General features: G+C 62.8%; 36 protein-coding genes and 1 pseudogene. All 37 read right to left on the minus strand.

Going from position 1 to position 25,982, the window contains the following annotated elements:
• On the minus strand, positions 1–600 hold the full coding sequence (locus IEW81_RS05000) for an adenylate kinase (RefSeq protein ID WP_218839985.1): 600 nt from the start codon (positions 598–600) through the stop codon (positions 1–3).
• Complete coding sequence (gene secY / locus IEW81_RS05005; RefSeq protein ID WP_097060178.1) at positions 597–1,922, minus strand: preprotein translocase subunit SecY; 1,326 nt, start codon at positions 1,920–1,922, stop codon at positions 597–599. The genes IEW81_RS05000 and secY overlap by 4 nt, the downstream gene beginning before the upstream one ends.
• 98 nt (positions 1,923–2,020) lie before the next feature.
• On the minus strand, positions 2,021–2,593 hold the full coding sequence (gene rplO / locus IEW81_RS05010; RefSeq protein ID WP_097060177.1) for a 50S ribosomal protein L15: 573 nt from the start codon (positions 2,591–2,593) through the stop codon (positions 2,021–2,023).
• Complete coding sequence (gene rpmD / locus IEW81_RS05015) at positions 2,593–2,778, minus strand: 50S ribosomal protein L30 (RefSeq protein ID WP_097060176.1); 186 nt, start codon at positions 2,776–2,778, stop codon at positions 2,593–2,595. Before rpmD ends, rplO begins: the two co-directional genes overlap by 1 nt.
• Entirely contained in the window at positions 2,778–3,506 is a 729-nt protein-coding gene (gene rpsE / locus IEW81_RS05020; protein ID WP_097060175.1) for a 30S ribosomal protein S5, read from the minus strand. The genes rpmD and rpsE overlap by 1 nt, the downstream gene beginning before the upstream one ends.
• Complete coding sequence (gene rplR, locus IEW81_RS05025) at positions 3,503–3,877, minus strand: 50S ribosomal protein L18 (protein WP_097060393.1); 375 nt, start codon at positions 3,875–3,877, stop codon at positions 3,503–3,505. Before rplR ends, rpsE begins: the two co-directional genes overlap by 4 nt.
• 2 nt (positions 3,878–3,879) lie before the next feature.
• Complete coding sequence (gene rplF / locus IEW81_RS05030; RefSeq protein ID WP_097060174.1) at positions 3,880–4,416, minus strand: 50S ribosomal protein L6; 537 nt, start codon at positions 4,414–4,416, stop codon at positions 3,880–3,882.
• A gap of 6 nt (positions 4,417–4,422) precedes the next feature.
• Complete coding sequence (rpsH, locus tag IEW81_RS05035) at positions 4,423–4,821, minus strand: 30S ribosomal protein S8 (protein WP_097060173.1); 399 nt, start codon at positions 4,819–4,821, stop codon at positions 4,423–4,425.
• Positions 4,822–4,935: 114 nt separating this feature from the next.
• Positions 4,936–5,544: a 50S ribosomal protein L5 gene (gene rplE / locus IEW81_RS05040; protein ID WP_097060172.1), complete on the minus strand. Its 609-nt coding sequence runs from the start codon at positions 5,542–5,544 to the stop codon at positions 4,936–4,938.
• Positions 5,545–5,726: 182 nt separating this feature from the next.
• Positions 5,727–6,062 (minus strand): annotated as a pseudogene (gene rplX / locus IEW81_RS05045) (50S ribosomal protein L24); the annotation flags it as partial.
• Between the two features lie 3 nt (positions 6,063–6,065).
• Entirely contained in the window at positions 6,066–6,434 is a 369-nt protein-coding gene (rplN, locus tag IEW81_RS05050) for a 50S ribosomal protein L14 (RefSeq protein WP_097060170.1), read from the minus strand.
• A complete protein-coding gene (rpsQ, locus tag IEW81_RS05055) occupies positions 6,434–6,745 on the minus strand; it encodes a 30S ribosomal protein S17 (RefSeq protein ID WP_097060169.1) in 312 nt (103 codons plus the stop codon). The genes rplN and rpsQ overlap by 1 nt, the downstream gene beginning before the upstream one ends.
• Positions 6,746–6,747: 2 nt before the next feature.
• Positions 6,748–7,101: a 50S ribosomal protein L29 gene (gene rpmC / locus IEW81_RS14680; protein WP_097060168.1), complete on the minus strand. Its 354-nt coding sequence runs from the start codon at positions 7,099–7,101 to the stop codon at positions 6,748–6,750.
• Positions 7,101–7,520, minus strand: coding sequence for a 50S ribosomal protein L16 (gene rplP, locus IEW81_RS05065; RefSeq protein ID WP_097060167.1), 420 nt, complete (start codon positions 7,518–7,520; stop codon positions 7,101–7,103). The genes rpmC and rplP overlap by 1 nt, the downstream gene beginning before the upstream one ends.
• Before the next feature lie 2 nt (positions 7,521–7,522).
• Positions 7,523–8,326 carry a 30S ribosomal protein S3 gene (gene rpsC, locus IEW81_RS05070; protein WP_097060166.1) on the minus strand — a complete coding sequence of 268 codons (804 nt, stop codon included), beginning with the start codon at positions 8,324–8,326 and terminating at the stop codon, positions 7,523–7,525.
• Complete coding sequence (rplV, locus tag IEW81_RS05075) at positions 8,326–8,751, minus strand: 50S ribosomal protein L22 (RefSeq protein ID WP_097060165.1); 426 nt, start codon at positions 8,749–8,751, stop codon at positions 8,326–8,328. Before rplV ends, rpsC begins: the two co-directional genes overlap by 1 nt.
• Positions 8,751–9,032 carry a 30S ribosomal protein S19 gene (gene rpsS, locus IEW81_RS05080; RefSeq protein WP_097060164.1) on the minus strand — a complete coding sequence of 94 codons (282 nt, stop codon included), beginning with the start codon at positions 9,030–9,032 and terminating at the stop codon, positions 8,751–8,753. The genes rplV and rpsS overlap by 1 nt, the downstream gene beginning before the upstream one ends.
• Positions 9,033–9,043: 11 nt before the next feature.
• Positions 9,044–9,883, minus strand: a complete 840-nt coding sequence (gene rplB, locus IEW81_RS05085) for a 50S ribosomal protein L2 (protein ID WP_097060163.1) — start codon at positions 9,881–9,883, stop codon at positions 9,044–9,046.
• A 19-nt stretch (positions 9,884–9,902) separates the two neighbouring features.
• The gene (gene rplW / locus IEW81_RS05090; RefSeq protein ID WP_097060162.1) at positions 9,903–10,205 is read right to left on the minus strand and encodes a 50S ribosomal protein L23; all 303 of its coding nucleotides are present in this window, start codon (positions 10,203–10,205) and stop codon (positions 9,903–9,905) included.
• On the minus strand, positions 10,202–10,873 hold the full coding sequence (gene rplD / locus IEW81_RS05095; protein ID WP_097060161.1) for a 50S ribosomal protein L4: 672 nt from the start codon (positions 10,871–10,873) through the stop codon (positions 10,202–10,204). The genes rplW and rplD overlap by 4 nt, the downstream gene beginning before the upstream one ends.
• 5 nt (positions 10,874–10,878) lie before the next feature.
• Complete coding sequence (gene rplC / locus IEW81_RS05100) at positions 10,879–11,529, minus strand: 50S ribosomal protein L3 (protein ID WP_097060160.1); 651 nt, start codon at positions 11,527–11,529, stop codon at positions 10,879–10,881.
• A 38-nt stretch (positions 11,530–11,567) separates the two neighbouring features.
• Positions 11,568–11,876, minus strand: coding sequence for a 30S ribosomal protein S10 (rpsJ, locus tag IEW81_RS05105; protein ID WP_009773132.1), 309 nt, complete (start codon positions 11,874–11,876; stop codon positions 11,568–11,570).
• Between the two features lie 341 nt (positions 11,877–12,217).
• Entirely contained in the window at positions 12,218–13,183 is a 966-nt protein-coding gene (locus IEW81_RS05110) for a DNA topoisomerase IB (protein ID WP_097060159.1), read from the minus strand.
• Between the two features lie 9 nt (positions 13,184–13,192).
• Positions 13,193–13,639 carry a hypothetical protein gene (locus tag IEW81_RS05115; protein WP_097060158.1) on the minus strand — a complete coding sequence of 149 codons (447 nt, stop codon included), beginning with the start codon at positions 13,637–13,639 and terminating at the stop codon, positions 13,193–13,195.
• Between the two features lie 207 nt (positions 13,640–13,846).
• Complete coding sequence (gene tuf / locus IEW81_RS05120) at positions 13,847–15,040, minus strand: elongation factor Tu (protein ID WP_097060157.1); 1,194 nt, start codon at positions 15,038–15,040, stop codon at positions 13,847–13,849.
• Between the two features lie 109 nt (positions 15,041–15,149).
• A complete protein-coding gene (gene fusA / locus IEW81_RS05125; RefSeq protein ID WP_097060156.1) occupies positions 15,150–17,267 on the minus strand; it encodes an elongation factor G in 2,118 nt (705 codons plus the stop codon).
• A gap of 89 nt (positions 17,268–17,356) precedes the next feature.
• The gene (gene rpsG / locus IEW81_RS05130; RefSeq protein WP_097060155.1) at positions 17,357–17,827 is read right to left on the minus strand and encodes a 30S ribosomal protein S7; all 471 of its coding nucleotides are present in this window, start codon (positions 17,825–17,827) and stop codon (positions 17,357–17,359) included.
• Complete coding sequence (gene rpsL / locus IEW81_RS05135; RefSeq protein WP_097060154.1) at positions 17,827–18,201, minus strand: 30S ribosomal protein S12; 375 nt, start codon at positions 18,199–18,201, stop codon at positions 17,827–17,829. The genes rpsG and rpsL overlap by 1 nt, the downstream gene beginning before the upstream one ends.
• Positions 18,202–18,461: 260 nt before the next feature.
• Positions 18,462–18,899: a DUF6121 family protein gene (locus tag IEW81_RS05140; RefSeq protein WP_097060153.1), complete on the minus strand. Its 438-nt coding sequence runs from the start codon at positions 18,897–18,899 to the stop codon at positions 18,462–18,464.
• Between the two features lie 41 nt (positions 18,900–18,940).
• On the minus strand, positions 18,941–19,744 hold the full coding sequence (locus tag IEW81_RS05145; protein ID WP_097060152.1) for a DUF6121 family protein: 804 nt from the start codon (positions 19,742–19,744) through the stop codon (positions 18,941–18,943).
• A 229-nt stretch (positions 19,745–19,973) separates the two neighbouring features.
• Positions 19,974–20,651: a type IV pilus inner membrane component PilO gene (locus IEW81_RS05150; RefSeq protein WP_097060151.1), complete on the minus strand. Its 678-nt coding sequence runs from the start codon at positions 20,649–20,651 to the stop codon at positions 19,974–19,976.
• Between the two features lies 1 nt (position 20,652).
• Positions 20,653–21,417 (minus strand): hypothetical protein, encoded by a 765-nt coding sequence (locus IEW81_RS05155; RefSeq protein WP_097060150.1) that lies wholly within the window; start codon positions 21,415–21,417, stop codon positions 20,653–20,655.
• Positions 21,414–22,451 carry a type IV pilus assembly protein PilM gene (gene pilM / locus IEW81_RS05160; protein WP_097060149.1) on the minus strand — a complete coding sequence of 346 codons (1,038 nt, stop codon included), beginning with the start codon at positions 22,449–22,451 and terminating at the stop codon, positions 21,414–21,416. Before pilM ends, IEW81_RS05155 begins: the two co-directional genes overlap by 4 nt.
• A gap of 10 nt (positions 22,452–22,461) precedes the next feature.
• Positions 22,462–23,283 (minus strand): prepilin peptidase, encoded by an 822-nt coding sequence (locus IEW81_RS05165; RefSeq protein ID WP_097060148.1) that lies wholly within the window; start codon positions 23,281–23,283, stop codon positions 22,462–22,464.
• Positions 23,283–24,959, minus strand: a complete 1,677-nt coding sequence (locus tag IEW81_RS05170) for a bactofilin family protein (protein WP_097060147.1) — start codon at positions 24,957–24,959, stop codon at positions 23,283–23,285. The genes IEW81_RS05165 and IEW81_RS05170 overlap by 1 nt, the downstream gene beginning before the upstream one ends.
• Positions 24,950–25,504 (minus strand): prepilin-type N-terminal cleavage/methylation domain-containing protein, encoded by a 555-nt coding sequence (locus tag IEW81_RS05175; protein ID WP_097060146.1) that lies wholly within the window; start codon positions 25,502–25,504, stop codon positions 24,950–24,952. The genes IEW81_RS05170 and IEW81_RS05175 overlap by 10 nt, the downstream gene beginning before the upstream one ends.
• Positions 25,501–25,932: a hypothetical protein gene (locus IEW81_RS05180; protein ID WP_097060145.1), complete on the minus strand. Its 432-nt coding sequence runs from the start codon at positions 25,930–25,932 to the stop codon at positions 25,501–25,503. The genes IEW81_RS05175 and IEW81_RS05180 overlap by 4 nt, the downstream gene beginning before the upstream one ends.
• Positions 25,933–25,982: the final 50 nt, after the last annotated feature.

Here is a 25,982-nt window from a genome sequence, read left to right on the forward strand (position 1 = left end):
CTAAAGGCGTGAGCGGTCCGCAAGCGCGATCCCGCGCTCCGCCAGCGCGTCAGTGATGCGCGCGGTAACAACATCGATTGCGCCGAGTGCGTCGATCTTCACCAGCACCCCGCGGCCACCATAGACATCGACGAGGGGGGCAGTCTGGCTTGCGTAGACCTCGAGCCTGTGCCTGACGACTGCCTCATCATCGTCACTGCGACCCTGGTCGCCTGCGCGTTTGCGGAGCCGCTCAACGACCACGTCGGGGTCTGCCACCAGTTCGATGACGGCATCGAGCGCTGTTCCGTGCCCGGCGAGGAACTCGTCCAATTCACGAACCTGGTCCGTCGTGCGCGGGTAGCCATCAAGCAAGAAACCCGACTCGCAATCTCTTTCTGCGAGGCGATCCCGGATCAAGGCGTTGGTGAGAGAGTCGGGAACGTTGTCACCGGCATCCATGTACGCCTTCGCCTTGGCACCCAGCTCGGTCTCATTCTTCACATTGGAGCGGAAGATGTCCCCCGTTGAAATAGCGGGGAGGCCGTAGTTCTCAGCCAACCGAACAGCCTGAGTGCCTTTTCCCGCGCCGGGCGGACCAATCAGCAGCAGCCGCGTCAACGGAGCAGGCCTTCGTAGTGTCGCTGCTGGAGCTGTGAGTCGATTTGCTTCACAGTCTCGAGACCGACACCCACAATGATCAGGATGCTCGCCCCGCCGAACGGGAAATTCGTATTGGCGCCGACCAGCACCAGAGCGATGAGCGGAATCAGGGCGATGAGACCGAGATACAGCGAACCTGGGAGTGTGACGCGAGTCAGCACGTAATCCAGGTACTCGGCGGTCGGTCGACCTGCGCGGATGCCGGGGATGAATCCACCGTACTTCTTCATGTTGTCAGCGACCTCTTCTGGGTTGAATGTGATCGCGACATAGAAGTAGGTGAATCCGACGATGAGCAGGAAGTAGAGCAGCATGTAAAGCGGGTGGTCGCCCTTGGTCAGGTAGTTCTGGATCCAGACCACCCACACCGACGGTGCTTCGCCAGCGGCAGGCGTGTTGAACTGCGCGATAAGCGCGGGCAGGTACAGCAGCGACGATGCGAAGATCACCGGCACGACGCCGGCCATATTGACCTTGATGGGGATGTAGGTGTTGTTTCCACCATAGGTACGCCTGCCGACCATGCGCTTGGCATACTGCACGGGGATGCGGCGCTGGGACTGTTCGACGAACACCACTGCCGCCACGATCACGACACCGACGGCGATCACAGCGATGAAGACGTCGAAGCCCTGCGCGGAGAGGATGCTGCCGAGTGACCCGGGGAACTGGGCAGAAATCGACGTGAAGATCAGCAACGACATGCCATTACCGATGCCGCGCTCGGTGATGAGCTCACCCATCCACATGATGAGGCCGGTACCCGCGGTCATAGTGATGACCATGAGCATGATGGCGTACCAGGAGTCGTCGGTGATCAACTGGCTGCATTCGGCGACACCGGAGTTCGACGGGAACAGCGCGCCGCTTCGGGCAACGGTGATCAGGGTCGTCGACTGGAGGACAGCGAGGGCGATCGTGAGGTAACGGGTGTACTGGGTCAGCTTGGACTGACCGGTCTGGCCCTCTTTGTAGAGAGTTTCGAAGTGTGGGATGACCACGCGCAGGAGCTGCACGATGATCGACGCGGTGATGTACGGCATGATGCCGAGCGCGAAGACAGACAGCTGCAGGAGCGCACCGCCGCTGAAGAGATTGACGAGGTCGTACAGACCCTGGGTGCCCGCGTTGCTCGCGAGACACAGCTGCACGTTACCGAAGTCGACGAACGGTGCAGGGATGAACGAACCGAGACGGAACAGCGCAACGATGCCGAGCGTGAACCCGATCTTCCTGCGAAGGTCGGGCGTGCGGAATATCCGCGCGACAGCTCTAAACACAAGGCCTCCGATGATGTAGTGATGCAGTCGAGTGGGGCTCCCCGGGAGGGAACCCCACTCGTTTACGCCAACACTTGCTCACGCAAGTTGCCGGAAGGTTACTTAATGGAACCGCCAGCGGCGACGATCTTCTGCTCAGCAGAGCTGGAGACCTTATCGACTGCAACGTTCAGCTTAACCGCAATGTCACCGTCGCCGAGAACCTTGACCTTCTCGTTCTTGCGAACGGCACCCTTGGCGACGAGATCGAGGATCGTGACGTCCCCACCCTTCGGGTACAACTCCGCCAGCTTCTCGAGGTTCACAACCTGGTATTCGACACGGAACGGGTTCTTGAACCCGCGCAGCTTCGGAGCGCGCATGACGAAGTTGACGCCACCGCCCTCGAAGCCCACGCGCATCTGGTAGCGGGCCTTGGTGCCCTTGGTGCCACGACCGGCAGTCTTACCCTTCGAACCTTCACCGCGGCCTACACGGGTCTTGTCCTTCTTGGCGCCGGGCGCCGGGCGAAGGTGGTGAACCTTCAACACCTGCGGGCGTGAAGGCACGTCAGCCGAAGGCGTCTTCTTTGCGGGTGCAGACTTCGCCGCAGGAGCCTTGGCCGCGGCCGTGGTCTTAGCGGGAGCCTTCTTGGGGGCAGCCGTGTCGGCAGCCTTCGTTACGTCAGCCATTAGTCAATCTCCTCGACCTTGACAAGGTGAGCGACAGTACGAACGTAGCCGCGGTTCTGCGAATTATCTTCGCGAACAACGACATCACCGATGCGGTGGAGCCCAAGGCTCCGCAGGGTGTCGCGCTGGTTCTGCTTCTCACTGATTTTGGACTTGATCTGGGTTACCTTCAGGCGCGCAGCCATCAGACACCTGCCTTAGCTTCTGCCTCGGCGCGCAGGAGGCGGGCCGGGATGACGTGCTCGGGGTCGAGGCCACGACGTGCGGCAACCGCACGAGGCTCCTCGAGCTGCTTGAGGGCAGCGACCGTCGCGTGCACGATGTTGATCGTGTTCGACGAACCGAGCGACTTGCTCAGTACGTCGTGGATGCCGGCGCACTCGAGTACGGCGCGGACGGGCCCACCAGCAATAACACCGGTACCGGCCGAGGCCGGACGCAGCAGGACGACGCCTGCTGCAGCCTCACCCTGGACGGGGTGCGGAATCGTCTGGGCGACGCGAGGTACGCGGAAGAAGTTCTTCTTCGCCTCCTCGACGCCCTTGGAGATGGCGGTAGGGACTTCGCGGGCCTTGCCGTAGCCGACGCCGACCAGTCCGTTACCGTCGCCGACGACCACGAGAGCGGTGAAGCTGAAACGACGACCACCCTTCACGACCTTCGAGACGCGGTTGATAGTGACGACGCGCTCCAGGAACTGGCTCTTCTCCGCGTCGCGGCTGTTGCCACGATCGCGGCTGGGGCTGCGCTCACGGCCGCCACGGCGAGCCTCGCGGGGCTCGTTGGTGACGTCCGTTGCCGGCGCGTCGACGACTGCCGCCGAGGCTACGGCCTCAGCCGTGACCACTGCGGGTGCGTCAGTTACTTCGGACGTCACGTCCTGCTCCTTGTTGGTATTGGTTGCGTCGGTCACAGGTTCAACCCGCCCTCTCGTGCTCCATCGGCGATCGCTGCAACGCGTCCTGCGTAGCGGCTTCCACCACGGTCGAATACGACTGCTTCGATGCCGGCGGCCTTCGCGCGCTCGGCGACGAGCTCGCCGACCTTGCGTGCCTTGGCGGTCTTGTCACCGTCGAAGGTGCGCATGTCAGCCTCGAGCGTGGATGCCGATGCCAGGGTGAAGCCCTTCGAGTCGTCGACGACCTGCACGAATACGTGCCTGGCCGAACGCGTGACGACAAGACGCGGGCGCACCTCGGTGCCGACGACCTTCTTGCGAAGGCGCGTGTGACGACGGGCCTTGGCCGCCGACTTGCTCTTACCTCGTTTGATTCCGAGAGCCATGATCACTTACCACTCTTTCCGGCCTTGCGGCGGACTACTTCTCCGGCGTAACGCACGCCCTTGCCCTTATAGGGCTCGGGCTTGCGCAGCTTGCGGATGTTCGCTGCGACCTCGCCGACAGCCTGCTTGTCGATGCCGACGACGGTCACCTTGTTGTTGCCCTCGACCGTGAAGCTGATGCCTGCTGGCGGGTCAACCGTGATGGAGTGCGAGTAGCCCAGAGCGAACTCGAGCGAGGCGCCCTTGGCTGCGACGCGGTAACCGGTACCGACGACCTCGAGGCCCTTGGTGTAACCGTCGGTGACGCCGACGATCTGGTTCGCGATGAGCGTGCGGGTCAGGCCGTGAAGCGAACGGGACTCGCGCTCGTCGTCCGGGCGGGTGACGAGCACCTGACCGTCTTCGAGGGCGACCCTGATCGGGTTCTTGACGGTGAGGGTGAGCTCACCCTTCGGGCCCTTGACTGCGACGGCCTGGCCGTCGATCTTGATCTCGACCCCGGCAGGGACGGAGATGGGGAGGCGTCCAATACGTGACATCAGCGATTACCACACGTAAGCGAGGACTTCCCCACCTACGCCCTTCGAGGTCGCCTCTTTGTCGGTCAGCAGACCAGAGGAGGTTGACAGGATGGCTACGCCCAGGCCACCGAGCACCTTGGGGATCTCGGTCGACTTTGCGTATACACGCAGGCCGGGCTTCGAGACGCGCTTGATGCCCACGATGGAGCGTTCACGGTTGGGGCCGTACTTGAGGTCGATCGTGAGCGTCTGACCGACGCGTGCATCCTCGATCTTCCACGCCGCGATGTAACCCTCGTTCTTGAGCATCTCGGCGATGTGGGACTTCAGCTTGCTGCTCGGCAGCGAAACCGTGTCGTGGTACGCCGAGTTGGCGTTCCTCAGTCTGGTCAGCAGGTCTGCGACCGGATCTGTCATTGTCATGATTGGTGTTTCCATATCTCGCCCGGTTTCGACATCCGTTACGCGAATGCCGACCTGGTCGATCGGTGGTGCCTGGTGGAACTGGTGCCGTATGGCGTGAAACTATTCGGAGAGTTACTTCGTGTTCTCGGCAGAGCGGAACGGGAAGCCCAGCGCCTTGAGCAGCGCGCGACCCTCCTCGTCCGTCTTCGCCGTGGTGACGACCGTGATGTCGAATCCGCGGACACGATCGATCTTGTCCTGGTCGATCTCGTGGAACATCGACTGCTCCGTGAGTCCGAACGTGTAGTTGCCGCGGCCATCGAACTGCTTGTCGCTCAGGCCACGGAAGTCACGGATGCGCGGAAGCGCGAGCGTGACGAGGCGGTCCAGGAACTCCCAGGCACGATCGCCACGAAGCGTGACGTGTGCACCGATCGGCTGGCCCTCACGCAGCTTGAACTGCGCGATCGACTTGCGAGCGTTGGTGACCTGCGGCTTTTGGCCGGTGATGGCCGTGAGGTCCTTGACAGCACCGTCGATGATCTTGCCGTCGCGGGCTGCCTCACCGACACCGGTGTTGACCACGATCTTCACGAGCCCGGGCACCTGGTGCACGTTCGTGAAACCGAAGTCTTTCTTCAGCTGCGCAGCGATCTCGGTACGGTACTTCTGCTTCAGGCGCGGCTGGGCCGCTTTGATAGGCGCAGAGCCAGTCGGCGCAGCAGTTGCTGTGTCAGTCATCAGTTTGCGTCCTTCTCGGTTGCGGCGGGCTTCTCAGCTACAGCGTCCTGTTCGGTTGCGGCGGGCTTCTCAGCTGCAGCGTCCTTCTTGGCCTTGGGGGCTGCCTTCGCGGGCTTCTCGGTTGCCTTCTCCTCGGCAGCCTCGCCCTTCAGCGCCTTCGACTTCTTGGTCTCGACGCGGCGCGACTTCTTGAAGTAACGCACGCGCGTGGTCTTGCCACGGTCATCCGTCTCGACAGTGAAGCCCACGCGAGCGGGGAGCTTGGTCTCGGGGTCGACGAGAGCGATGTTCGACACGTGAATGGGTGCCTCCATCGTCTCGATGCCGCCGGTCTTCGTACCGCGCTGCGACTGGCCAACCTTGACGTGCTTGGTGACGAAGTTGACGCCCTGCACGATCACGCGGTTCTTGCCGGCGATGACGCCGATGACGCGACCCTGCTTGCCGCGGTCTCCGCCTCGGTCCTGGGTCGGGCCACTGATGACCTGGACAAGGTCACCCTTGTGAATGTTTGCCATGAGTTACAGCACCTCCGGTGCGAGCGAGATGATCTTCATGAACTTCTTGTCGCGAAGTTCGCGGCCAACCGGCCCGAAGATACGGGTACCGCGAGGGTCCCCATCTGCCTTCAGGATGACGGCGGCATTCTCGTCGAACTTAATGTACGAGCCGTCGGAGCGACGGGTCTGCTTGATGACGCGGACGATGACGGCCTTGACCACATCACCCTTCTTGACGTTTCCGCCAGGGATCGCATCTTTGACGGTGGCGACGATGACATCGCCGAGGCCCGCGTACCGACGGCCGGAGCCACCGAGAACGCGAATCGTGAGGAGTTCCTTGGCGCCGGTGTTATCGGCGACCTTGACTCGGGATTCCTGCTGAAGCATTACTTGGCCTTTTCGAGGATCTCGACCAGGCGCCAGCGCTTGGTAGCGCTGAGCGGACGGGTCTCGCTGATGAGAACGAGGTCACCGACTCCGGCCCCATTGGCCTCGTCGTGGACCTTGACCTTGGATGTGCGGCGGATGACCTTGCCGTACAGGGGGTGCTTTACGCGGTCTTCGACCTCGACAACGATGGTTTTGTCCATCTTGTTGCTCAGTACGTATCCGCGACGGCTTTTGCGGTAACCGCGAGCGAGCTCAGCAGTCTCAGTCGCTGTGGTTGCACCTTCAGTGGGTGCTTCGACCTTGGCCATGATTACGCCTCCTTCGTCTCTTCGGTGACCTCAGCTGCGGGGGTGGCCGCTGCGTCGGTCTTCGCTGTGTCTTTCACAGGCTTGGTGGTCTTTGCCTTCTTTTCTGCCTTGGCCGGAGCCTCGACAGCGACTGGCGTTGCCCGGATGCCCAGCTCGCGCTCACGGATGACCGTGTAGATGCGAGCGATGTCGCGCTTGACAGCGCGGATGCGTCCGTGGCTTTCGAGCTGGCCGGTCGCGGCCTGGAAGCGAAGGTTGAACAGTTCTTCCTTCGCTTTCTTCAGCTCTTCGACGAGTCGCTCGTCCTCATAAGTGTCGAGCTCGACTGGGGCAAGCTCCTTGGTTCCGATCGCCATTATGCGTCGCCCTCCTCGCGCTTGATGATGCGTGCCTTCAGGGGCAGCTTGTGAATAGCACGAGTGAGAGCTTCGCGGGCAACCTCTTCGCTGACGCCGGCGAGCTCGAAGAGCACGCGGCCTGGCTTGACGTTGGCGATCCACCACTCGGGCGAGCCCTTACCGGAACCCATGCGGGTTTCGGCAGGCTTTTTGGTGAGCGGGCGGTCGGGGTAGATATTGATCCACACCTTCCCACCACGCTTGATGTGACGGGTCATCGCGATGCGAGCGGCTTCGATCTGTCGGTTGGTGACATACGCAGGCGTAAGCGCCTGGATGCCGTACTCGCCGAACGAGATGACCGTTCCACCAGTCGCCTGGCCGCTACGACCCGGGTGGTGCTGCTTGCGGTGCTTGACCTTGCGGGGAATCAACATGGTTACGCCTCAACTCCTGCTGCAACTGGTGCGTCAGCCTTGGGTGCCGCGGTCGAACCGCCTGCACCGCGGGGCGGACGGCTGTCGCGGCGGTCGCCGCCACGGTCGTCACGACGCTCCGGACGGGATGACTTCTGGTTGGCCTGCTCACGAGCAAGCTCCTTGTTCGTGAGGTCGCCCTTGTAGATCCAGACCTTCACGCCGATGCGGCCGAACGTCGTCTTGGCCTCATAGAAGCCGTAGTCGATGTTGGCACGAAGGGTGTGCAGCGGAACGCGTCCCTCACGGTAGAACTCTGAACGGCTCATTTCAGCGCCACCGAGTCGACCGGATACCTGGATGCGAACACCCTTGACCGAGCCGACGCGCTGTGCGCCCTGCATGCCCTTGCGCATCGCACGACGGAATGCGACTCGAGCAGTGAGCTGCTCGGCGATCCCCTGAGCGACGAGCTGAGCTTCAGCCTCGGGGTTTTTGACCTCGAGGATGTTGAGCTGGATCTGCTTGCCCGAAAGCTTCTCGAGGTCGGAGCGAATGCGCTCTGCTTCCGCCCCACGACGACCGATGACGATACCGGGGCGCGCCGTGTGGATGTCGACACGGACGCGGTCACGGGTGCGCTCGATCTCGATGCGGGCAACGCCTGCACGGTCGAGTGATGTCTTGAGCAGGTTACGGATCTTGACGTCTTCAGCAACGTAGTCGCTGTAACGCTGGCCGGCCTTGGTGCTGTCAGAGAACCAGCGCGACACGTGGTCGGTGGTGATTCCCAGACGGAAACCGTAGGGGTTTACCTTCTGTCCCATTACTTCTTCCCTGCCTTCGTGGCGGTGGTCTTCGTTCCTGTCGAGCGAGCTGATGCCTTCTCGACGTCGGCTTCGGTCGGAGTCGCGAGCACGATGGTGATGTGACTCGTGCGCTTCAGGATCTGGAACGCGCGGCCCTGTGCACGCGGTTGGAACCGCTTCAGGGTCGTTCCCTCGTCGACGAATGCTTCCGAGACGAACAGATCCTGCTCGTCCAGGTAGCTGTTGGTGGAGTCTGCCTTGACCTTCGCATTGGCCATGGCCGCTGCGACGAGCTTGTAGACGGGTTCGCTCGCACCCTGCGGTGCGAACTTCAGGATCGCCAGAGCTTCGACCGCCTGCTTTCCACGGATGAGGTTGACGACACGACGAGCCTTCGTCGGGGTGACGCGAATGTGCTTCACGCGGGCGATGGATTCAACCATTAGCGACGACGACCCTTCTTGTCATCCTTCACGTGTCCACGGAAGGTACGGGTGGGGGAGAATTCTCCGAGCTTGTGGCCCACCATGGTTTCGGTGATGAACACCGGGATGTGCTTGCGACCGTCGTGCACGGCGATGGTGTGACCCAGCATGGCCGGGATGATCATCGAGCGTCGCGACCAGGTCTTGATCACATTCTTGCTACTGGCATCATTCGCCTTGACGACCTTCTGCAGCAGGTGGTCGTCGACGAAGGGGCCCTTCTTCAGACTGCGTGGCATCTTCTTGACTCCTACTTGCGCTTCTTGCCGACATTGCGGCGGCGGACGATGAGCTTGTCACTCGGAAGGTTGCGCTTACGCGTACGACCTTCCTTCTGGCCCCATGGTGTGACGGGGTGACGTCCACCGGACGTCTTACCCTCACCACCACCGTGAGGGTGGTCGACGGGGTTCATGGCGACACCACGGACGGTCGGGCGAACGCCCTTCCAACGCATGCGGCCAGCCTTGCCCCAGTTGATGTTCGACTGCTCGGCGTTGCCGACCTCACCGATGGTGGCGCGGCAGCGGATGTCGACGTTGCGGATTTCACCCGACGGCAGACGAAGCTGAGCGAAGGGGCCGTCCTTGGCGACGAGTCGAACTGATGCTCCCGCGGAGCGGGCCATCTTGGCACCACCACCCGGACGCAGCTCGATCATGTGGATGACGGTACCGACCGGGATGTTCTTCAGCGGAAGGTTGTTACCCGGCTTGATGTCGGCGGAAGCGCCCGACTCCACGATGTCGCCTTGGTTGAGCTTGTTCGGGGCGATGATGTATCGCTTCGAACCATCGAGGTAGTGCAGCAGCGCGATGCGCGCCGTGCGGTTGGGGTCGTATTCGATCTCGGCAACGCGGGCGTTGACGCCGTCTTTATCGTTGCGCTTGAAGTCGATCACACGGTACTGGCGCTTGTGGCCACCACCGATGTGGCGGGTCGTGATGCGACCAGCGTTGTTACGACCACCGGTTTTGGGCAGTGGGCGAAGCAGTGACTTCTCCGGGGTGGAGCGGGTGATCTCGGCAAAGTCAGCGACCGAGGAACCGCGACGACCGGGAGTCGTGGGCTTGTACTTGCGAATAGCCATTGTTATTTCTCCTCAGTCCCTAGCCGACAGCCGTGAAGATGTCGATGGAACCGGACTTGAGTGTGACGATTGCGCGCTTGGTGTCCTTGCGCTTGCCGATACCGAACTTGGTGCGACGGGTTTTGCCCGTGCGGTTCAGCGTGTTGACCGATCCGACCTTGACATCGAAGATCTTCTCGATAGCGAGTTTGATCTCTGTCTTGTTGGCGCGGGGGTCGACCTCGAAGGTGTACTTGCCGTCATCGATCAGGCTGTAGCTCTTCTCGGAAACGACGGGCGCGATGATGATGTCGCGGGGGTCTTTGAACGTCACGGCAGTCATGCGCTGACCTCTTCCTTGGTCGCCTTGGTGTTCCAGGCCACGAATTCTTCGAACGCGCCCTTAGTGAAGACGATGTCGTCGCTGATGAGCACGTCATACGCGTTCAACTGGTCGAACGGCAGAACGTGGACCGTCTGCAGGTTGCGGACGCTCTTGTAGCTTGTCTCGTCATCACGCTGCAGAACGATGAGCACGTTCTTCGAGGGTGCGATGTCGAGCAGGAGAGCCGCCATAGCCTTCGTCGACGGCAGGTTGCCGACCGAGAGGGAGTCGATGACGTGGAGACGGTCGCCGCGAGCGCGGTCTGACAGTGCTCCGCGAAGTGCAGCCGCAATCATTTTCTTGGGGGTGCGCTGGGAGTAGTCGCGCGGGTGCGGACCGTGCACGATGCCACCACCACGCATCTGGGGAGCACGGATCGAGCCCTGACGAGCGCGACCGGTTCCCTTCTGCTTGAACGGCTTGCGGCCGGCTCCTGACACCTCGCCGCGACGCAGCGTGTTGTGCGTTCCCTGGCGAGCCGCGGCGCGCTGGGCGACGACGACCTGGTGGATGAGCGGGACGTTGGTCTGCACGTCGAACACCTCGGCGGGAAGATCGACGCTGCCGACCTTCTTACCTTTGGCGTCGATGACATCTAGTGCTGTGACGTCGGTTGAGGTAGCCATGATGACTAGGCCCCCTTCACTGCGTTGCGGACGAAAACGATGCGACCACGGGCACCGGGAACGGCACCCTTGACGAGCAGGATGCCCTTCTCGAGGTCTACCGAGTGGACGATCAGGTTGAGGACGGTAACGCGGTCACCACCCATACGACCAGCCATGCGCATGCCCTTGAAGACACGGCTGGGGGTCGAGGAAGCGCCGATAGATCCGGGCTTGCGGTGGTTGCGGTGCGAACCGTGGCTGGAGGAGACGCCTTTGAAGTTGTGACGCTTCATCACGCCGGCGAATCCCTTGCCCTTGCTGGTGCCCATGACGTCGACCTTCTTGCCGGCCTCGAACATGTCGACGGTCAACTCCTGGCCGAGCGAGTACTCACTCGTGTCGTCGGTACGCAGCTCGGTGAGGTGGCGGCGGGGGGTGACGCCTGCGGCGTCGAAGTGACCCGTGAGGGGCTTCGTGACCTTGCGGGGGTCGATCTGCCCGTATGCGATCTGCACGGCGCTGTAGCCGTCGATCTCCGGCGTGCGCAGCTGCGTCACGACGTTGGGGGTGATTTCGACAACGGTCACGGGTACGAGCTTGTTGTTCGCATCCCAGACCTGGGTCATCCCGAGCTTCTTGCCCAGCAATCCCTTGATCGTCTTGGTGTTAGTCATGGAGGTTTCCTATTCGACTGAAGTAGCTCAAGCGCGAGCTAGAGCTTGATCTCGATATTGACGTCGGCAGGAAGGTCGAGTCGCATGAGCGAGTCGACGGCCTTGGGAGTCGGGTCGATGATGTCGATGAGTCGCTTGTGGGTGCGCTTCTCGAAGTGCTCGCGGCTGTCCTTGTACTTGTGAGGGGAGCGGATCACGGCGATCACGTTCTTCTCGGTGGGCAGCGGCACCGGGCCCACTACCGTGGCGCCCGCGCGGGTTACCGTGTCGACGATCTTGCGTGCCGACGAATCGATGACCTCGTGGTCATACGACTTCAGCCGAATGCGGATCTTCTGTCCCGCCATGGGTGACTCTCTTCCTTTAGTACTGCTCAGGACTGCAGCGTGGGACCTTTCGACCCCATATGCTCAGCACTTCTGCTTTCGCACCACTGTTTATCTGTCAATTGCTTGCCTTGTTACACAAATCCCGCCCGCGCGACAACGAAGTGAATCCGAAGCGCTTCGGGGGCTGTGGTTGAACCTGGTTCTGCTTCCCGCGGCCTAGCCCGATCCCTGGGACCCGAACTATGCACTGCCTGGAAGTGATTCCTCGCTACGTAAGCGGGAAGTGTTGAACTAGAAGAGTTTGTCACAGACTTGGCATTGCTGCAACCCGGGCGTGTCGCTTTACGGCGTGTCGTGAATCAGGCACCGAGGAGGGCCCGCAGACGGGTTTCCGGCGAGGATCCGGCCGCCGGGTCAATGGTGTGCCCACGGTCGTAATTGTCGACCACGCGAGGATCTACATAGCTTGCCCTTGCCACCGACGGCGTATTGCCGAGCACACTCGCGACATCCCGCATCACCTGGGCGACGACTCGCTTCCTGGCCGTCGGCGTCTTCTGCGGGCCGGCCGTAGCGAGGCTTACAGCAGCGGTTACTGTGCCATGCAGCGTGCGGAAGTCTTTGGCGGTGAACTCACCGCCCGTGCGCTCGGCCAGATACGAATTGATATCTTCTGCCGACAGTGGATGCCACGAGTCGCCGTCCTTCCACGCGAGCAGCCGCGCCTTAGTGCCCCTGCGCTTGAGCGTTCGAAGCACTGTGGCGAGCTCGGCATCCACGATCACCGAATCCCACTTCTGACCGCTCTTGCCCGGAAAATCGAGCGATACCGTGCTGCCCGTGATCTTTGCATGCGAGCAGAGCAGCGTTGAGAGCCCGTGGCTGCCGTTCTGCTCGGTGTAGCGCTCAGAGCCGACGCGCAGCGAACCGGTATCGAGCATTCTGAATGCAGCGGCGAGAGCCCGCACCTTCGACGGCACCGTATCCCTCAGGTCGGTCGTGACCCTGCGACGTGCAGCCGGGAGCGACCCAGCCAGGCTCAGTGCACGGTCGAACTTCAGCCGGTCTTTCTGCTGCCGCCAGAACGCGTGGTAGAGGTATTGGGTTCGGCCTGCGGCATCCACCCCCGTCGCCTGGATATGGCCGTTCTCGTGTGGCGAGATCCAGACGTCTTGCCAGGCCGGCGGAATCGCGAGTATCTCGATACGCGCGCGCTGCGCTGAAGGCACGGGATGCCCCAGCTCATCCCGGTACGAGAAACCCTTGCCAGCGCGCACCCGCCTCAGGCCTTTGCCACTCGAGTCACTGCGGCGAAGTCTGGGCACCTCGTCAGACTATGACGGGTTGCGTGGAGCCGAGGAGGGCTTGAGAATCAACCGATGCACGAGTAGGACAGCGACGGTCGCCGCAAAGAGGACCGCGATTCCAGCTTCGATGGCGAACAGGATGAACTGTTCCGCCCACGCGCCCTGCTGCACAAACCCGACCACGACCACCGTCATGAGGTTGGCCAGCGTGCCGACGGCCGCGAAGACGAGGGTGAGGCCCGCGCCGGCAGAGCGGCCGCGGCCCGCAGCGACGCCGAGGAGGATCACCCAGACGAGAAGACCGATGTCCATAAAGAGGAACAGTCGCTGACCGGCCTGCCCCAGGCTGCCGCCAATAGAGCCGCTCGCCACGCCACGCCATACGGTGAGAAGCACGAGCGAGAGGATGACAGTGAGCAGCACATCGAGAACGATGGTGCTCACCACGACGCGCGTGCCGACAAAGCGACTCATGTGGACAGGCTAGCCCTTTGACCCGGCGCCAACCGCTCCCCCTGGGCCGCTTGACGAGCATCAGGATGATGCGGCCCAGCAGTGTGGCGAGCGGGACGAACGCGAGGTTTCCGTTGCCAACCCTGAATGATGCGCCAGACGTGATGCCACTTAACGGCAGCAGGGCCGCACCCGAAGGCACGGCCCTGCTGTTCTGAATCTGAAGAACTACTTGAGTACCTTGACGACCTTGCCAGCACCGACGGTGCGGCCACCCTCACGGATGGCGAAGCCGAGGCCCTCCTCCATGGCGATGGGCTGAATCAGCTCAACGGTCATTTCGGTGGTGTCGCCGGGCATGACCATCTCGGTGCCTTCAGGCAACGTGATGACGCCGGTAACGTCGGTGGTGCGGAAGTAGAACTGCGGGCGGTAGTTCGCGTAGAACGGGTTATGACGCCCGCCCTCATCCTTCGACAGGATGTACGCGGTGCCCTCGAACTGGGTGTGCGGTGTAACCGAACCCGGCTTGACGACAACCTGGCCGCGCTCGACGTCTTCGCGCTTGGTTCCGCGGAGCAGCAGCCCACAGTTCTCGCCGGCCCATGCCTCGTCGAGCTGCTTGTGGAACATCTCGATACCAGTGACCGTGGTCTTCTGGGTCGGGCGGATTCCTACGATCTCCACGTCCGAGTTGATCGCGAGGGTTCCACGCTCGGCGCGGCCCGTCACGACGGTTCCACGGCCGGTGATCGTGAATACGTCCTCGATGGGCATGAGGAACGGCTTGTCCTTGTCGCGCACCGGGTCAGGAACGTTCGCGTCCACGGCGTCCATGAGGTCGAGGATGGACTGGGTCCACTTCTCGTCGCCCTCGAGAGCCTTGAGGCCGGAGACGCGCACAACGGGAGCGTTGTCGCCGTCGAAGCCCTGGGCCTCGAGGAGTTCGCGAACCTCGAGCTCGACGAGCTCAAGGATCTCTTCGTCGTCAACCATGTCGCTCTTGTTGAGCGCGACGAGCAGGTACGGCACGCCGACCTGCTTGGCCAGCAGCACGTGCTCGCGCGTCTGTGCCATGGGGCCGTCGGTTGCTGCAACCACGAGAATCGCGCCATCCATCTGGGCGGCACCGGTGATCATGTTCTTGATGTAGTCGGCGTGGCCGGGTGCATCGACGTGAGCGTAGTGACGCTTGGGCGTCTCGTACTCGACGTGCGAGATGTTGATCGTGATACCGCGCAGGCGCTCTTCCGGCGCCGAGTCGATCGACGCGAAGTCGCGCTGGACGTTGGTCGCCGACGGGAACTTGTCTGCAAGCACCTTCGAGATGGCGGCAGTCAGCGTGGTCTTTCCGTGGTCGACGTGACCGATGGTACCGATGTTTACGTGCGGCTTGGTCCGCTCGAACTTGGCCTTAGCCACTGTGGGTCCTCCTCAGGACTCGTTGCTGGGCATCCGATAATTCTCGGATGCTTCGCGGTTTGTGTGTTGTTATGTTACTCGGGCTCGGTGAGCCGCGGGTGCAGGGCTATTACTCGCCCTTGTTCTTCTGGATGATCTCGTCAGCTACCGCGCGGGGAACTTCCGAGTAGCTGTCGAAGGTCATCGAGTACACAGCGCGGCCAGAGGTCTTGGACCTCAGGTCGCCGACGTAACCGAACATCTCCGACAGGGGCACCTTGGCCGTGACGACCTTGACGCCAGTCGCATCTTCCATCGACTGGATCTGGCCACGACGCGAGTTCAGGTCGCCGATGACGTCTCCCATGTATTCCTCAGGGGTACGTACTTCGACAGCCATGAGCGGCTCGAGCAGCACGGGATCGGCCTTGCGGGCCGCTTCCTTGAATGCCATGGAGCCGGCGATCTTGAACGCCATTTCTGACGAGTCCACATCATGGGCAGCACCATCGAGGATGATTCCCTTGACGCCGACCATCGGGTAGCCGGCGAGAACGCCCACTGCCATCGACGCCTGGAAACCCTGGTCGATGGAACCGATGTACTCACGCGGGATGCGACCACCCGTGACCTTGTTCTCGAATTCGTAGATCGTGTCAGGAGTCACTTCGAGTGGCTCGAGCGAGATCTGCACCTTCGCGAACTGGCCGGATCCACCGGTCTGCTTCTTGTGGGTGTAGTCGTGCTTGTCGACGATGCGACGAATCGTCTCGCGGTATGCCACCTGCGGCTTACCGACGTTCGCCTCGACATTGAACTCACGTTTCATGCGGTCGACGAGGATGTCGAGATGGAGCTCGCCCATTCCCTTGATGACCGTCTGACCCGTGTCCTGGTTTTGCTCGGTGCGGAATGTCGGGTCTTCCTCAGCAAGCTTCTGGATCGCGATACCCAGCTTCTCCTGGTCGGCCTTCGTCTTCGGCTCGATCGCGACCTCGATGACGGGCTCGGGGAAGGTCATCGACTCGAGAACGACCTGGTTGCTCGGGTCGCACAGGGTGTCTCCCGTGGTCGTGTCCTTGAGCCCGATGACCGCGTAGATATGACCGGCCGTGACGCTGTCGACAGGGTTCTCTTTGTTGGCGTGCATCTGGAAGATCTTGCCGATGCGCTCCTTCTTACCCTTGGTCGAGTTGACCAGCTGCGCACCCGAGTCAGCCTGACCCGAGTAAACGCGGATGTAGGTCAGTCGACCGAAGAACGGGTGAACCGCGACCTTGAACGCGAGCGCGGCGAACGGCTCGGTCGAATCTGGGTGGCGCTCGACGATCTTCTCATCGTCACGAACGTCGCGTCCCTCAGTTGCAGGCACGTCGAGCGGGCTGGGCAGGTAGTCGACGACAGCATCGAGCATCGGCTGGACGCCACGGTTCTTGAACGCCGAACCACAGAGAACCGGGTAGATCTCGCTGTTGACAGTGAGCTTGCGGATGGCCTTCTTGATCTCGGCCACCGAGAAGTCGGTGTCACCCTCCATGAAGCGCCCGAGGAGCGCGTCATCAGTCTCAGCGACGACCTCGAGCAGCGCGGTGCGGTACTCGTTGGCCTTTTCGATCAGATCGGCGGGGATCTCTTCGACGGCGTACTTGGCGCCCATCTCGACGTCACCCTTGGAGTCTCCGCGCCATGTGAGCGCGCGCATTTCAACCAGGTCGACGACGCCTTCGAAGCTGTTCTCGAAACCGATCGGAAGCTGGATGACCAGCGGCTTAGCGCCGAGGCGCTTGATGATGGTGTCGACGGTGAAGTAGAAGTCGGCGCCGAGCTTGTCCATCTTGTTCACGAAGCAGATGCGCGGAACGTCGTACTTGTCGGCCTGACGCCAGACGGTCTCTGACTGCGGCTCAACACCTTCCTTGCCATCGAACACAGCAACAGCGCCATCGAGGACGCGCAGCGAACGCTCCACCTCGACGGTGAAGTCCACATGCCCGGGGGTGTCGATGATGTTGATCTGGTGCTTGTCCCAGAAACACGTGGTCGCAGCAGAGGTGATCGTGATGCCACGCTCCTGCTCCTGTGCCATCCAGTCCATCGTCGCTGCACCATCGTGCACCTCGCCGATTTTGTGGGTGATACCCGTGTAGAACAGGATGCGCTCGGTCGTCGTGGTCTTGCCAGCATCGATGTGAGCCATGATGCCGATGTTGCGGACCTTGTTCAGGTCGGTGAGCACGTCCTGTGCCACGGGTTCCTCCGAAAGTTTGTGTAATGAACGCTGGACTCATCAATCGGGCGGGAACGGAGATCCGATCCCGCCCGATCAGTGAAGAGTGATTACCAGCGGTAGTGCGCGAACGCCTTGTTCGACTCTGCCATCTTGTGGGTGTCTTCGCGGCGCTTGACTGCCGCTCCGAGACCGTTGGAAGCGTCGAGGATTTCGTTGGTGAGTCGCTCGGTCATGGTCTTCTCACGACGACCCTTGGCATAGCTGGTCAACCAGCGAAGCGCGAGAGTGTTTGCGCGGTGGGACTTGACCTCGACCGGAACCTGGTATGTCGAGCCACCAACGCGGCGCGACTTGACCTCGAGGGTCGGGCGCACGTTGTCGAGCGCCTTCTTGAGGGTGACGACTGCGTCTGCGCCATTCTTGGCCGAGACGCCTTCGAGGGCGCCGTAGACGATGCGCTCTGCAAGACCCTTCTTGCCGTCGAGCAGGATCTTGTTGACGAGCTGGCTCACAATGGGAGCTCCGTAGACCGGGTCCGCTACTACGGGACGCTTCGGTGCTGGACCTTTACGAGGCATTACTTCTTATCCTTCTTGGCGCCGTACAGGCTGCGAGCCTGCTTGCGATTCTTGACTGCCTGGGTGTCGAGTGCGCCACGAACGATCTTGTAGCGAACGCCGGGGAGGTCTTTGACACGACCACCGCGGATGAGCACCATCGAGTGCTCCTGGAGGTTGTGACCCTCTCCCGGAATGTATGCGGTGACCTCGGTGCCGTTGGAGAGCTTGACGCGGGCGACCTTGCGAAGGGCCGAGTTCGGCTTCTTCGGGGTGGTGGTGTAGACGCGGGTGCAAACGCCGCGTTGTTGCGGGTTGGACTTCAGGGCGGGGGCTTTGGTCTTGACGACCTTCGGCGAACGGCCCTTTCGCACCAGCTGCTGAATGGTGGGCACTAAATAACTCCTTGTTGTTGCTGCACGGTGACAGCGTCTTGATGGTTAGCATTCGCGAGACCTGAGCCCTACGAGTTCATCTGGACCCGCTGCTTCCTTGGGAGGAAATTCGCGGGTATGCCGTGGGGGCCGTTCGAAGAGCGAACCCTTGGTGCAGGATGCGGGTGCCCGGTCGCCGCCCAGAGTTGAACTCCGTGGCACGATTCAGGCGCACAACAAAGCGCACACCTCTCAAAGAATAGTCTCATCCGCGACGGCGGTCAAATGATTCCGCCCTCAGGGGGCCCATCCACGGGCCGCCTGCCGACAGCCCTCGACGCCGCGACCACGGCCGACGAGAGCACGGCTGCCCCCGGTACGAACGGCGCCAGCGCGAAGTGCACGGTGGCGGCGGGGATCCACCCGAAATCACCGCGGGTGATGCTGTACCCGACGCCCCCCACCAGCAGCATCGCCACGAGGGTCAACGCGGCAGAACCGAACACCATTCGCCAGGGACGGGCAGCGATCGCGACGCTGCGAACAGACGAGAAGGTCACCAGGAGTGCCGCAATCACCATCGAGGGGCCGAGCAGCGGGCCGGCATCCACGTAGTCGATGACATCACGATCGACAATGACGCTCAGGATGCCCCACAGCGCGATCATCGCAGCGAGGTAGGCCACCGTGGCAAAGACTGCCAGTCCCGTGCGCGCCATCCAGGCGGAAGAATCGCTGCTCGTAGCCGGTATTGAGGGTGTCAGCCCTGGGCGCGACGCTCAGCGAGCTCGCGCTCGTACGTCTCACGGGCGTTCGCGTTGCGCGCCTTGACGCTGCGGCCGCGACGGCTGATGAGCGCACCGAACCAGAGTGCGACTTCGCGAGCCAGTAGCGCTGAAGCGATGACGAAGGGATTCGAGAGCTGAGTCACGAAGCGTGCATTCGCCTCGGCCGGAGTGTTGGAGATGACCCCCGTCGCGAGCAGCCCGAGGCCGATGGTGCCGAAGTACACGGCAAGCCCGACCAGCACGCTGCCGACGATGTAGGCCGACCACGCCCCGCGATTGACGAGGAGCACCAGCAGCACGAACGCCAGCACGAAGAACAGCATCGGGATATAGAACTGCGCCTGCGAGAGGAATCCGAAATCGAACCGACCCGAACCGGCGTACTGGATGATGGCCGTGATCACGGCGAGCAGCGCGACGAAGATGAGGGCCGACAGCCCGGCGATCAGCGTGCCGATACCGCGGTTGCCGCGATTACGGGGTTGGGCCGGCGCCTGGACGTAGACGACCTGCTGGGGAGCCTCGACCGGACGCTCCTCGGTGCGAACCGCTGCGGGGTCGGCCGTAGCGACGATGGGCTCACGCTCTGACGCGTGAGCGGAATCCTGTTCGACGACCGTCGAATCGTCATCTTCAATGACCAGCTCGTCGTGCACAGGTGCCTTCGACGGCTCGTCGACGATCACAGCTTCCTGCACCGCATCGTCGTGGGGGTCAGACTGTGCCGGTGTAACACCCGGGGTGTGGTTTCCGGAATCCGGGTTGGTTGCGGTCATCGCTGCTCCTCATGCCTGTCTGCCAGTCGGCATCCAGTCTAGTCAGGAGGCGCATCGCTGCGCCCCCTGACATTTCAGACGCAGCTATGTGGAGTATCGGATGCTGACTCGTTGCGGTCTTCGCGCACGGGATGACATTCCTCAATCACTGGGTGGCATCACGGCCAGATCCCCGCCAGCCAACCAATGGAGTGTCATCACGCCGCGTGGGCGTGCGCTGGGGGCCGGGTCAGCCACCCTCTTTGGGTGTGGTTTCTTCTGCCACGGGGGGATCCGTGAGGACATAGACGTAGCCGTCGATCTTGACCTTGCCACCGCCGCCGTCATAGGTGATGTCGAGCGCCTCGACCAGGAAGAGCCGAGTGCCGTATTGCACCTTCTGAATGAACGCCAGGAGCCCACCCGGGTTGCCGGTGAACTCGACCGAGACCGGTACTGAGACGAAACCCTCCGGCGCCGGGGAGACCGGGCCCGCTTCGGGGGCGACAGCGGCCGGGTCGTCGCCCTCCCCCGGATCCGGTGCCGCAGCTGGCGCCGCCAGTGCTGCCGCTTCGGCGGCAGCGCCGAACCTCTCGGGAATGCCGGCCGTGATCGAGGTGAGTTCGACGCCGCTCTCGGCTGCCAGGGCGTTCAGCTGTCCGAGCAGGGTCGACACTTGAGCATCCGGAGGGAGCGCATCCTTCAACTCATCCAGCTGCTTAGTCAGCGCCGGGAGGTCTTCGTCCAGTTTCTTCAGCTTGACCAGAGTCTGCTCATACGTCGCGTTGAGCATCTCGACGCCGACCCGTTCATCGTCGGCCGCCTGCACTTCGGCGAGCCTCGGGGCGATACCGAGAACCCAGCCACCGGCCACGATCACCACCGTCACCAGAACCGCACCAGCGGTCCACCATCGTGTCGTCGTCACGTCACTTCTCCTCGTCGTTCTGGAATCGCAACAGGTACGCCTCGTCGTTGACGAGGAGCTGCAGGCCGACGACGTAGCCCGCTGCCGGGCTACCCGCCACAGTGGCCGGCGGGGCAATTCCCGCGAAGCCCGTGATCCCGGCGAGATCGTCGAACCAGGCTTCGACATCCGGCACAGTCACGCTCGTGGCGGTGATTGTTATGGTCGCTACTGCTGCTTGCTGCAGTGGGTTCTCGGCGATCGCTGCGCCCTCGCCGCCCCCCTCACTCGCGACCACGGGCGTGATCACCAACTTCGTCAGTGACACTCCATCCGGCAGCGTCGAGCTAACCTCGTCGAGATAGGCCCTCCAGTCGATCTCGGTTGCGGTTCCGACCGCTCGCGCGGCGATGGCCGCGTCGACCTCGTTGGCGATCTGCCTCGCCTCGGTGTAATCGAGCTGGCGTGCCAGGAGATCGAGGCTGCGGTCTCGCTCGAGCTGAAGGACGGCCTGACTGGTGATCGAACCGATCGTCGCGAATCCGACCGCGCCCGCCACGACGACGGCGACCATCACCGCGAGGATGACGAGCATCCTCACGACCCCTTTGCCCTTGTAGGCCGCCCTGACCTCTGGCGGCAGAAGGTCGGCACGGGGGGTACCGCCGACCGTGAGCGGTGCGGCGCTCGCCTTCTGAGCCTTCGTGGCCCGTGCCGCTTTCGGGACTCGCCGAGCTGTGGGTTCCTGCGCTTCGCTGGTCGGTGGCGCGTGAGTTTCTGTGGTCATGCTGCCCTCCCCAGGGCAAGTCCGAGGGCAACCGCGGCCCGGGCTGGTGAGCCCGCCAGCTGCTTGGCATCCTTGCCGAGTTCGACCTTCGAGAACGGTTCGGCGATGGTGACGATCATCGATGTCATCGACGCCAGCGTCTCTGCGAAGCCCGGCATCCGCGCCGCACCGCCGCTGAGCACGACCTGCTCCACCTGGCGGTTCTCGCGAGTGTTCGCGAAGTAGTTGAGTGTATTGCGAAGGCTGTTCAGCAGTTCGCGGGTGACCTCGTAGATCACCTCCACAGCCGGGCGGTTCTCGGGCAACACGCTTCCGCTCGCCATGCCGATTCCAGCCTTGACCTGTTCGGCCAGCTCACGATCGATACCGAGCCGGGAGATGAGTGCACGGGTGAGATCGTCACCCCCAGCCGGAATGATGCGCACAAACTGTGGCACCCCACCGGTCGAAATGACGATGTTGGTGGTCGTCGCTCCGATATCGATGACCGCGGCTGTGCCAGACGTGTTTGCTCCGATTGATCTTTGCAGCGCGAAGGGGATGAGGTCGACGTCGACAGGCCACAGGCCCGCTTTGCGCACCGCGTTCACGTTGGCGAACACGGATGCCTTGACCGCGGCGACCAGGAGCCCACTCACGGCCGGCCCTGTCTCGCTATTAACTTCGGCGATCGGGTAAAAGTCGAGCAGGGCCTCAGCCACGGGCACCGGGATCAGGTCCTGCACCTGAAACGGCAGCGCCTCCCTGATGGCGTCGATCGAACCGCGCGGCACCACGAGGTCGCGTGCGAGCACTTTCTGATTGCCGAGGCCGATGACCACGTCGCGGCTGCGGAACTTGCCCTCGGCCCAGAGGCGCTTGAGCGCCGTCGCGACGGTGTTCTCCTCGATCACCTCCCCGTTGCGTACTGCGCCCTCCGGTAGTGCGACCTCGTGGTAGCGCTGCACCACCGGCCGCTTCCTTGCGACATATTCCAGCTCGATGCCGCGAAGCACCTCATTGCCGATGTCGAGCCCGACTATTCGTGTCGTCACGTCGTTCCCCCTAGACCAATCCGAACAGCGCCAGATACGCGGTCGCGATCTGCTCTCCAGCAAAGATTCCCAGCCAGGCCCCCAGAATCATCCACGGGCCGAACGGGATGGCCGTGCGGCCGGTCGCACCGCGCGTCATCACGAGCACCAGACTAAACAGTCCGCCGAGCAGAAACGCGCCGAACGCGCCCACCGCGAGCGGCCCCCATCCGAGCCACCCGAGGTAGAGGCCGATGACCCCGGCGAGTTTCACGTCACCGAACCCCATCCCGCCCCGATACAGGTTCGCCATCGCGAAGTAGGCCGCGAAGAGACCGATCGCACCGAGAGCCATCGTGAGCAGCCGCTCTGGTTCTCCCGCCGTGAGCGCGGCAGCCGTGAGCAGTACACCGGCGACCGGGTAGGCCGGAAGCACGATGCTGTTCGGCAGCCGTCGGGTGTCGAGGTCGATGAGGGCGAGGGCGACACTGATCGCGGCAAAGTAGAGGAACGCGACAAGGGTGAGCACTGTCGCGGCGACCGCCACAACGCCGACCGCCTCGGAGGCGGCATTCGCCAGCACGAACAACGCGACGGCCGCGAAGAAGAGAGCGGTTCCGAGCTCGACCAGCGGGTAGCGTGCGGATATCGGCGCTCGGCAGTCCCGGCATCTGCCGCGCAGTACGAGCCAGGAGAGAACGGGCAGGTTATCGAGCGGTCGCACTCGCGCGCCACAGCTTCCGCAGGCGCTCGGGGGCGACACGATCGACCGGCCGGCCGGCACCCTGAATACGACGACGTTGAGAAACGAACCGATCAGGGAGCCGAAAACGCCCACACCCATGGCGATCATCAGCGCAGCTCTCGGAAGCTCACCCTGCCGCCCAGCTTCGAGCTGCTCAGCACGAGGATGGGCGGAAGGCTCGCGTCGAAATTCACCCCGGGCACGCCGACGGGTACATAGGTGAGCTGTGCCTGCTGCAGAAACTCCATGGTTCCGCCGTAGAGCTGCCCGCGCCAGAAGTTGCGGTCGCTGATGATCTTGCACGGCGTGTACGCCATCGCGGCGATCGTCGGAGCGATGTTCGCCTCGTTCGTGAGCAGGATGGTGCCCACCGGGTTGTTGGGGTCGACTACCGCGGGACAGGTGGGCGTGGGCTTCCCATCTGCCCCCGTGTCGTTGATGTTGTCCGGCACCATGAACCAGAGGTAGCGGGTCGCCAAAGAATTTACGGGCGTTGTCGCGACGAGCTTGTCGACATTGAACTTCCACGCGATGAAGGTGATATTCGCGCTCAGTTCAATATTCCTAATGTTGTTCTGAAATTCCAGGCCTGCTGCACCGCATCCGCGGGCGTCGACCACGATGTTGCCGGTCGTCGCCGACTTAGTCGCGAGGGAATCCCAGAAGGCGTTGGAGTTGCCGATCATGCAGCTGCTGGTCGCGACAGGCCAGGTGAGCACCGTGTATCCCGCCCACGCGGACGTGTTGGGGTAGGGGATGTCGGTCCAGTCCGGAACCCTCGGAGCCGGAAGCGGTGCGAGTCCGGTGAAGTTGGTAGACGTCGTGCCGTCTATTTTTCCGCTTCCCGAGACCACAACCGACCCGCTCGAAACGACGTTCCCCTGCACCTGGCCGGAACTGCCCACCTTCACCGAGTTGGCCGCCGTGCCCGAGAGTGAGACGCTGCCCTGCACGAGGTCGTCGATCTGCAGGTTTCCCGCAGAGCTGATATTTCCGCGTACCTCTCCGATGCCGCTACTCAGCTTGACAACATCGGAGCCCGACGCGACCCCCTGGCCGATAGCGATGATGTCTTTCTTCACCACGGTGCCGAGGCCAGAGATGTCGACGTACTTCGACACGTGGATCGCCCCGTTGACGTCGCAGCGATCAAGCTTCACGTAGCCGTTGGCCAGGAGTATGCTCCCGTCGATGGTGGCGCCGTTCGAGCAGATCACGTTGCCGTTCTTGATCTGCACGTCCGCAGCGATGCTTGACAACGCCGAGTTCAGCACGAAGTTCTTGAAGTCGCCTTCCATGGTGTTGGCGTACACGGCGGGCTCGATCACCGGAGCCGGAACGAAGATCGGTACATTGGCGTAGACGGCTTCGACGATGCGACTGTCGCTCGGCGACGCTCCGGTGACCGTGGTGTTCGCGGCGTACCCCGTTGAGGTGATTTTGATGAGAGTCGAGGCGTTGGTCGGGCACCCGGTCACCCAGATGGGTGTTGTCGAACTGATCGAGTGCTGGAGCGAGTACTTGTAGCGCGGTGCGGTAGTCGTCTGGAAGGTGGTGGTGCAGCCGGACTGGATGGCGACCAGTGCGCGGTCTACACCGGCCTCCGCGGCGGCCCTCGCCTGCACTCCGGCGCGGGCCGAGGTCGTTACCCCGAGGCCGTTGATCGTGGCGGTGACGACGGTGACGCCGATCACGCTCGTGACGAGGGCAAGGCCGATGACGGCGAGCAGGGTGCTGCCGCGTTCGTCGCGCTGGGAAAAGAGTCGGTTCTGCTTCAGAAACATATCGGGTTGTCCGCTCCTGCTGGTGGTGGTTGCCGACTGGCTGCCGACGTGGTGACGAGCACGGCCTTGCTGGTGCCGTTCTTGGACTCGAAGGTGAGATCGATGCGCCTCGCGGTCAGGGCGAACACGGGGGTCGACCCGGCGGGCTTGATGTCGGCGTTGAGCACCGTCCAGGTAGCCAGCTCGGCCGCGGTGGGGGCGGCGATTGCCGTGGCGGATTGCTTCCAGCGGATCTGGCCGCCACCGACATGCCATGCGTTGCAGGTCCAGACCGGCGTGGCTGCGGAACCGACGGAGCGTGTCATGAGCAGCTGCGTTCCCGCAGCCGGAGCGGTGAGCTTGATGTCGCTCGAGTTGCGCACGCCGTTTGTCACGGACTGGGCGACGACCTGGCCCGAGTTCGTGGCGCTGTTGACTCCCCGTACTGTGCGCTCGGCATTGATCGAGTTGAGGAAGATGCCGCCGACAATGAGCAGGACGACAACGGACAGCACGATGTAAACGAGGAGTTCGACGAGGGTGAACCCGTCATCCGAATCGTTCATGGCGCCGCCGTCTTGACGTAGAAGAGAGTGGTGGCCTCGGCGAGCGGCTGGGCGACGCCGGTTCTGGTGACCCAGACACGCACGCTGACAACGCCGGGGTATGTCAAGGGGCACGCGGCGACCTGGCGGTGCGGCTGGTACACGGTGCCGCGTTCGTCGGTCGTAGTGGCCGGGGCGACGTCGTCGAAGACGCTCACTTCGGAGCAGGTCGTGCCGAGTTCGCGAAGTTTGTCGAGCTGCTGGCCGGCGAGCTGACTGGCGGTGGCGATGGTGGTCGTTCGGACCGACGTAGTCAGGCCCTGGACGAGGATGGGGAGAAAAGCTGTGGCGAGAAGAGCAAGAAGGAACATCGAGATGATGATCTCGATGAGGCCGATGCCGGCATCATCCGACCACGACTGCGACTGCGACCGCCCTGTATCCAGCACTTGCGTCTCCGTTTCTCGGGTGAACTTTCGGAAAGACCGATGGGGCACCA

Origin of the sequence: Salinibacterium xinjiangense (genome assembly GCF_014645015.1) — a bacterium.
In the GTDB taxonomy this organism is placed as follows: Bacteria; Actinomycetota; Actinomycetes; order Actinomycetales; family Microbacteriaceae; genus Rhodoglobus; species Rhodoglobus xinjiangensis.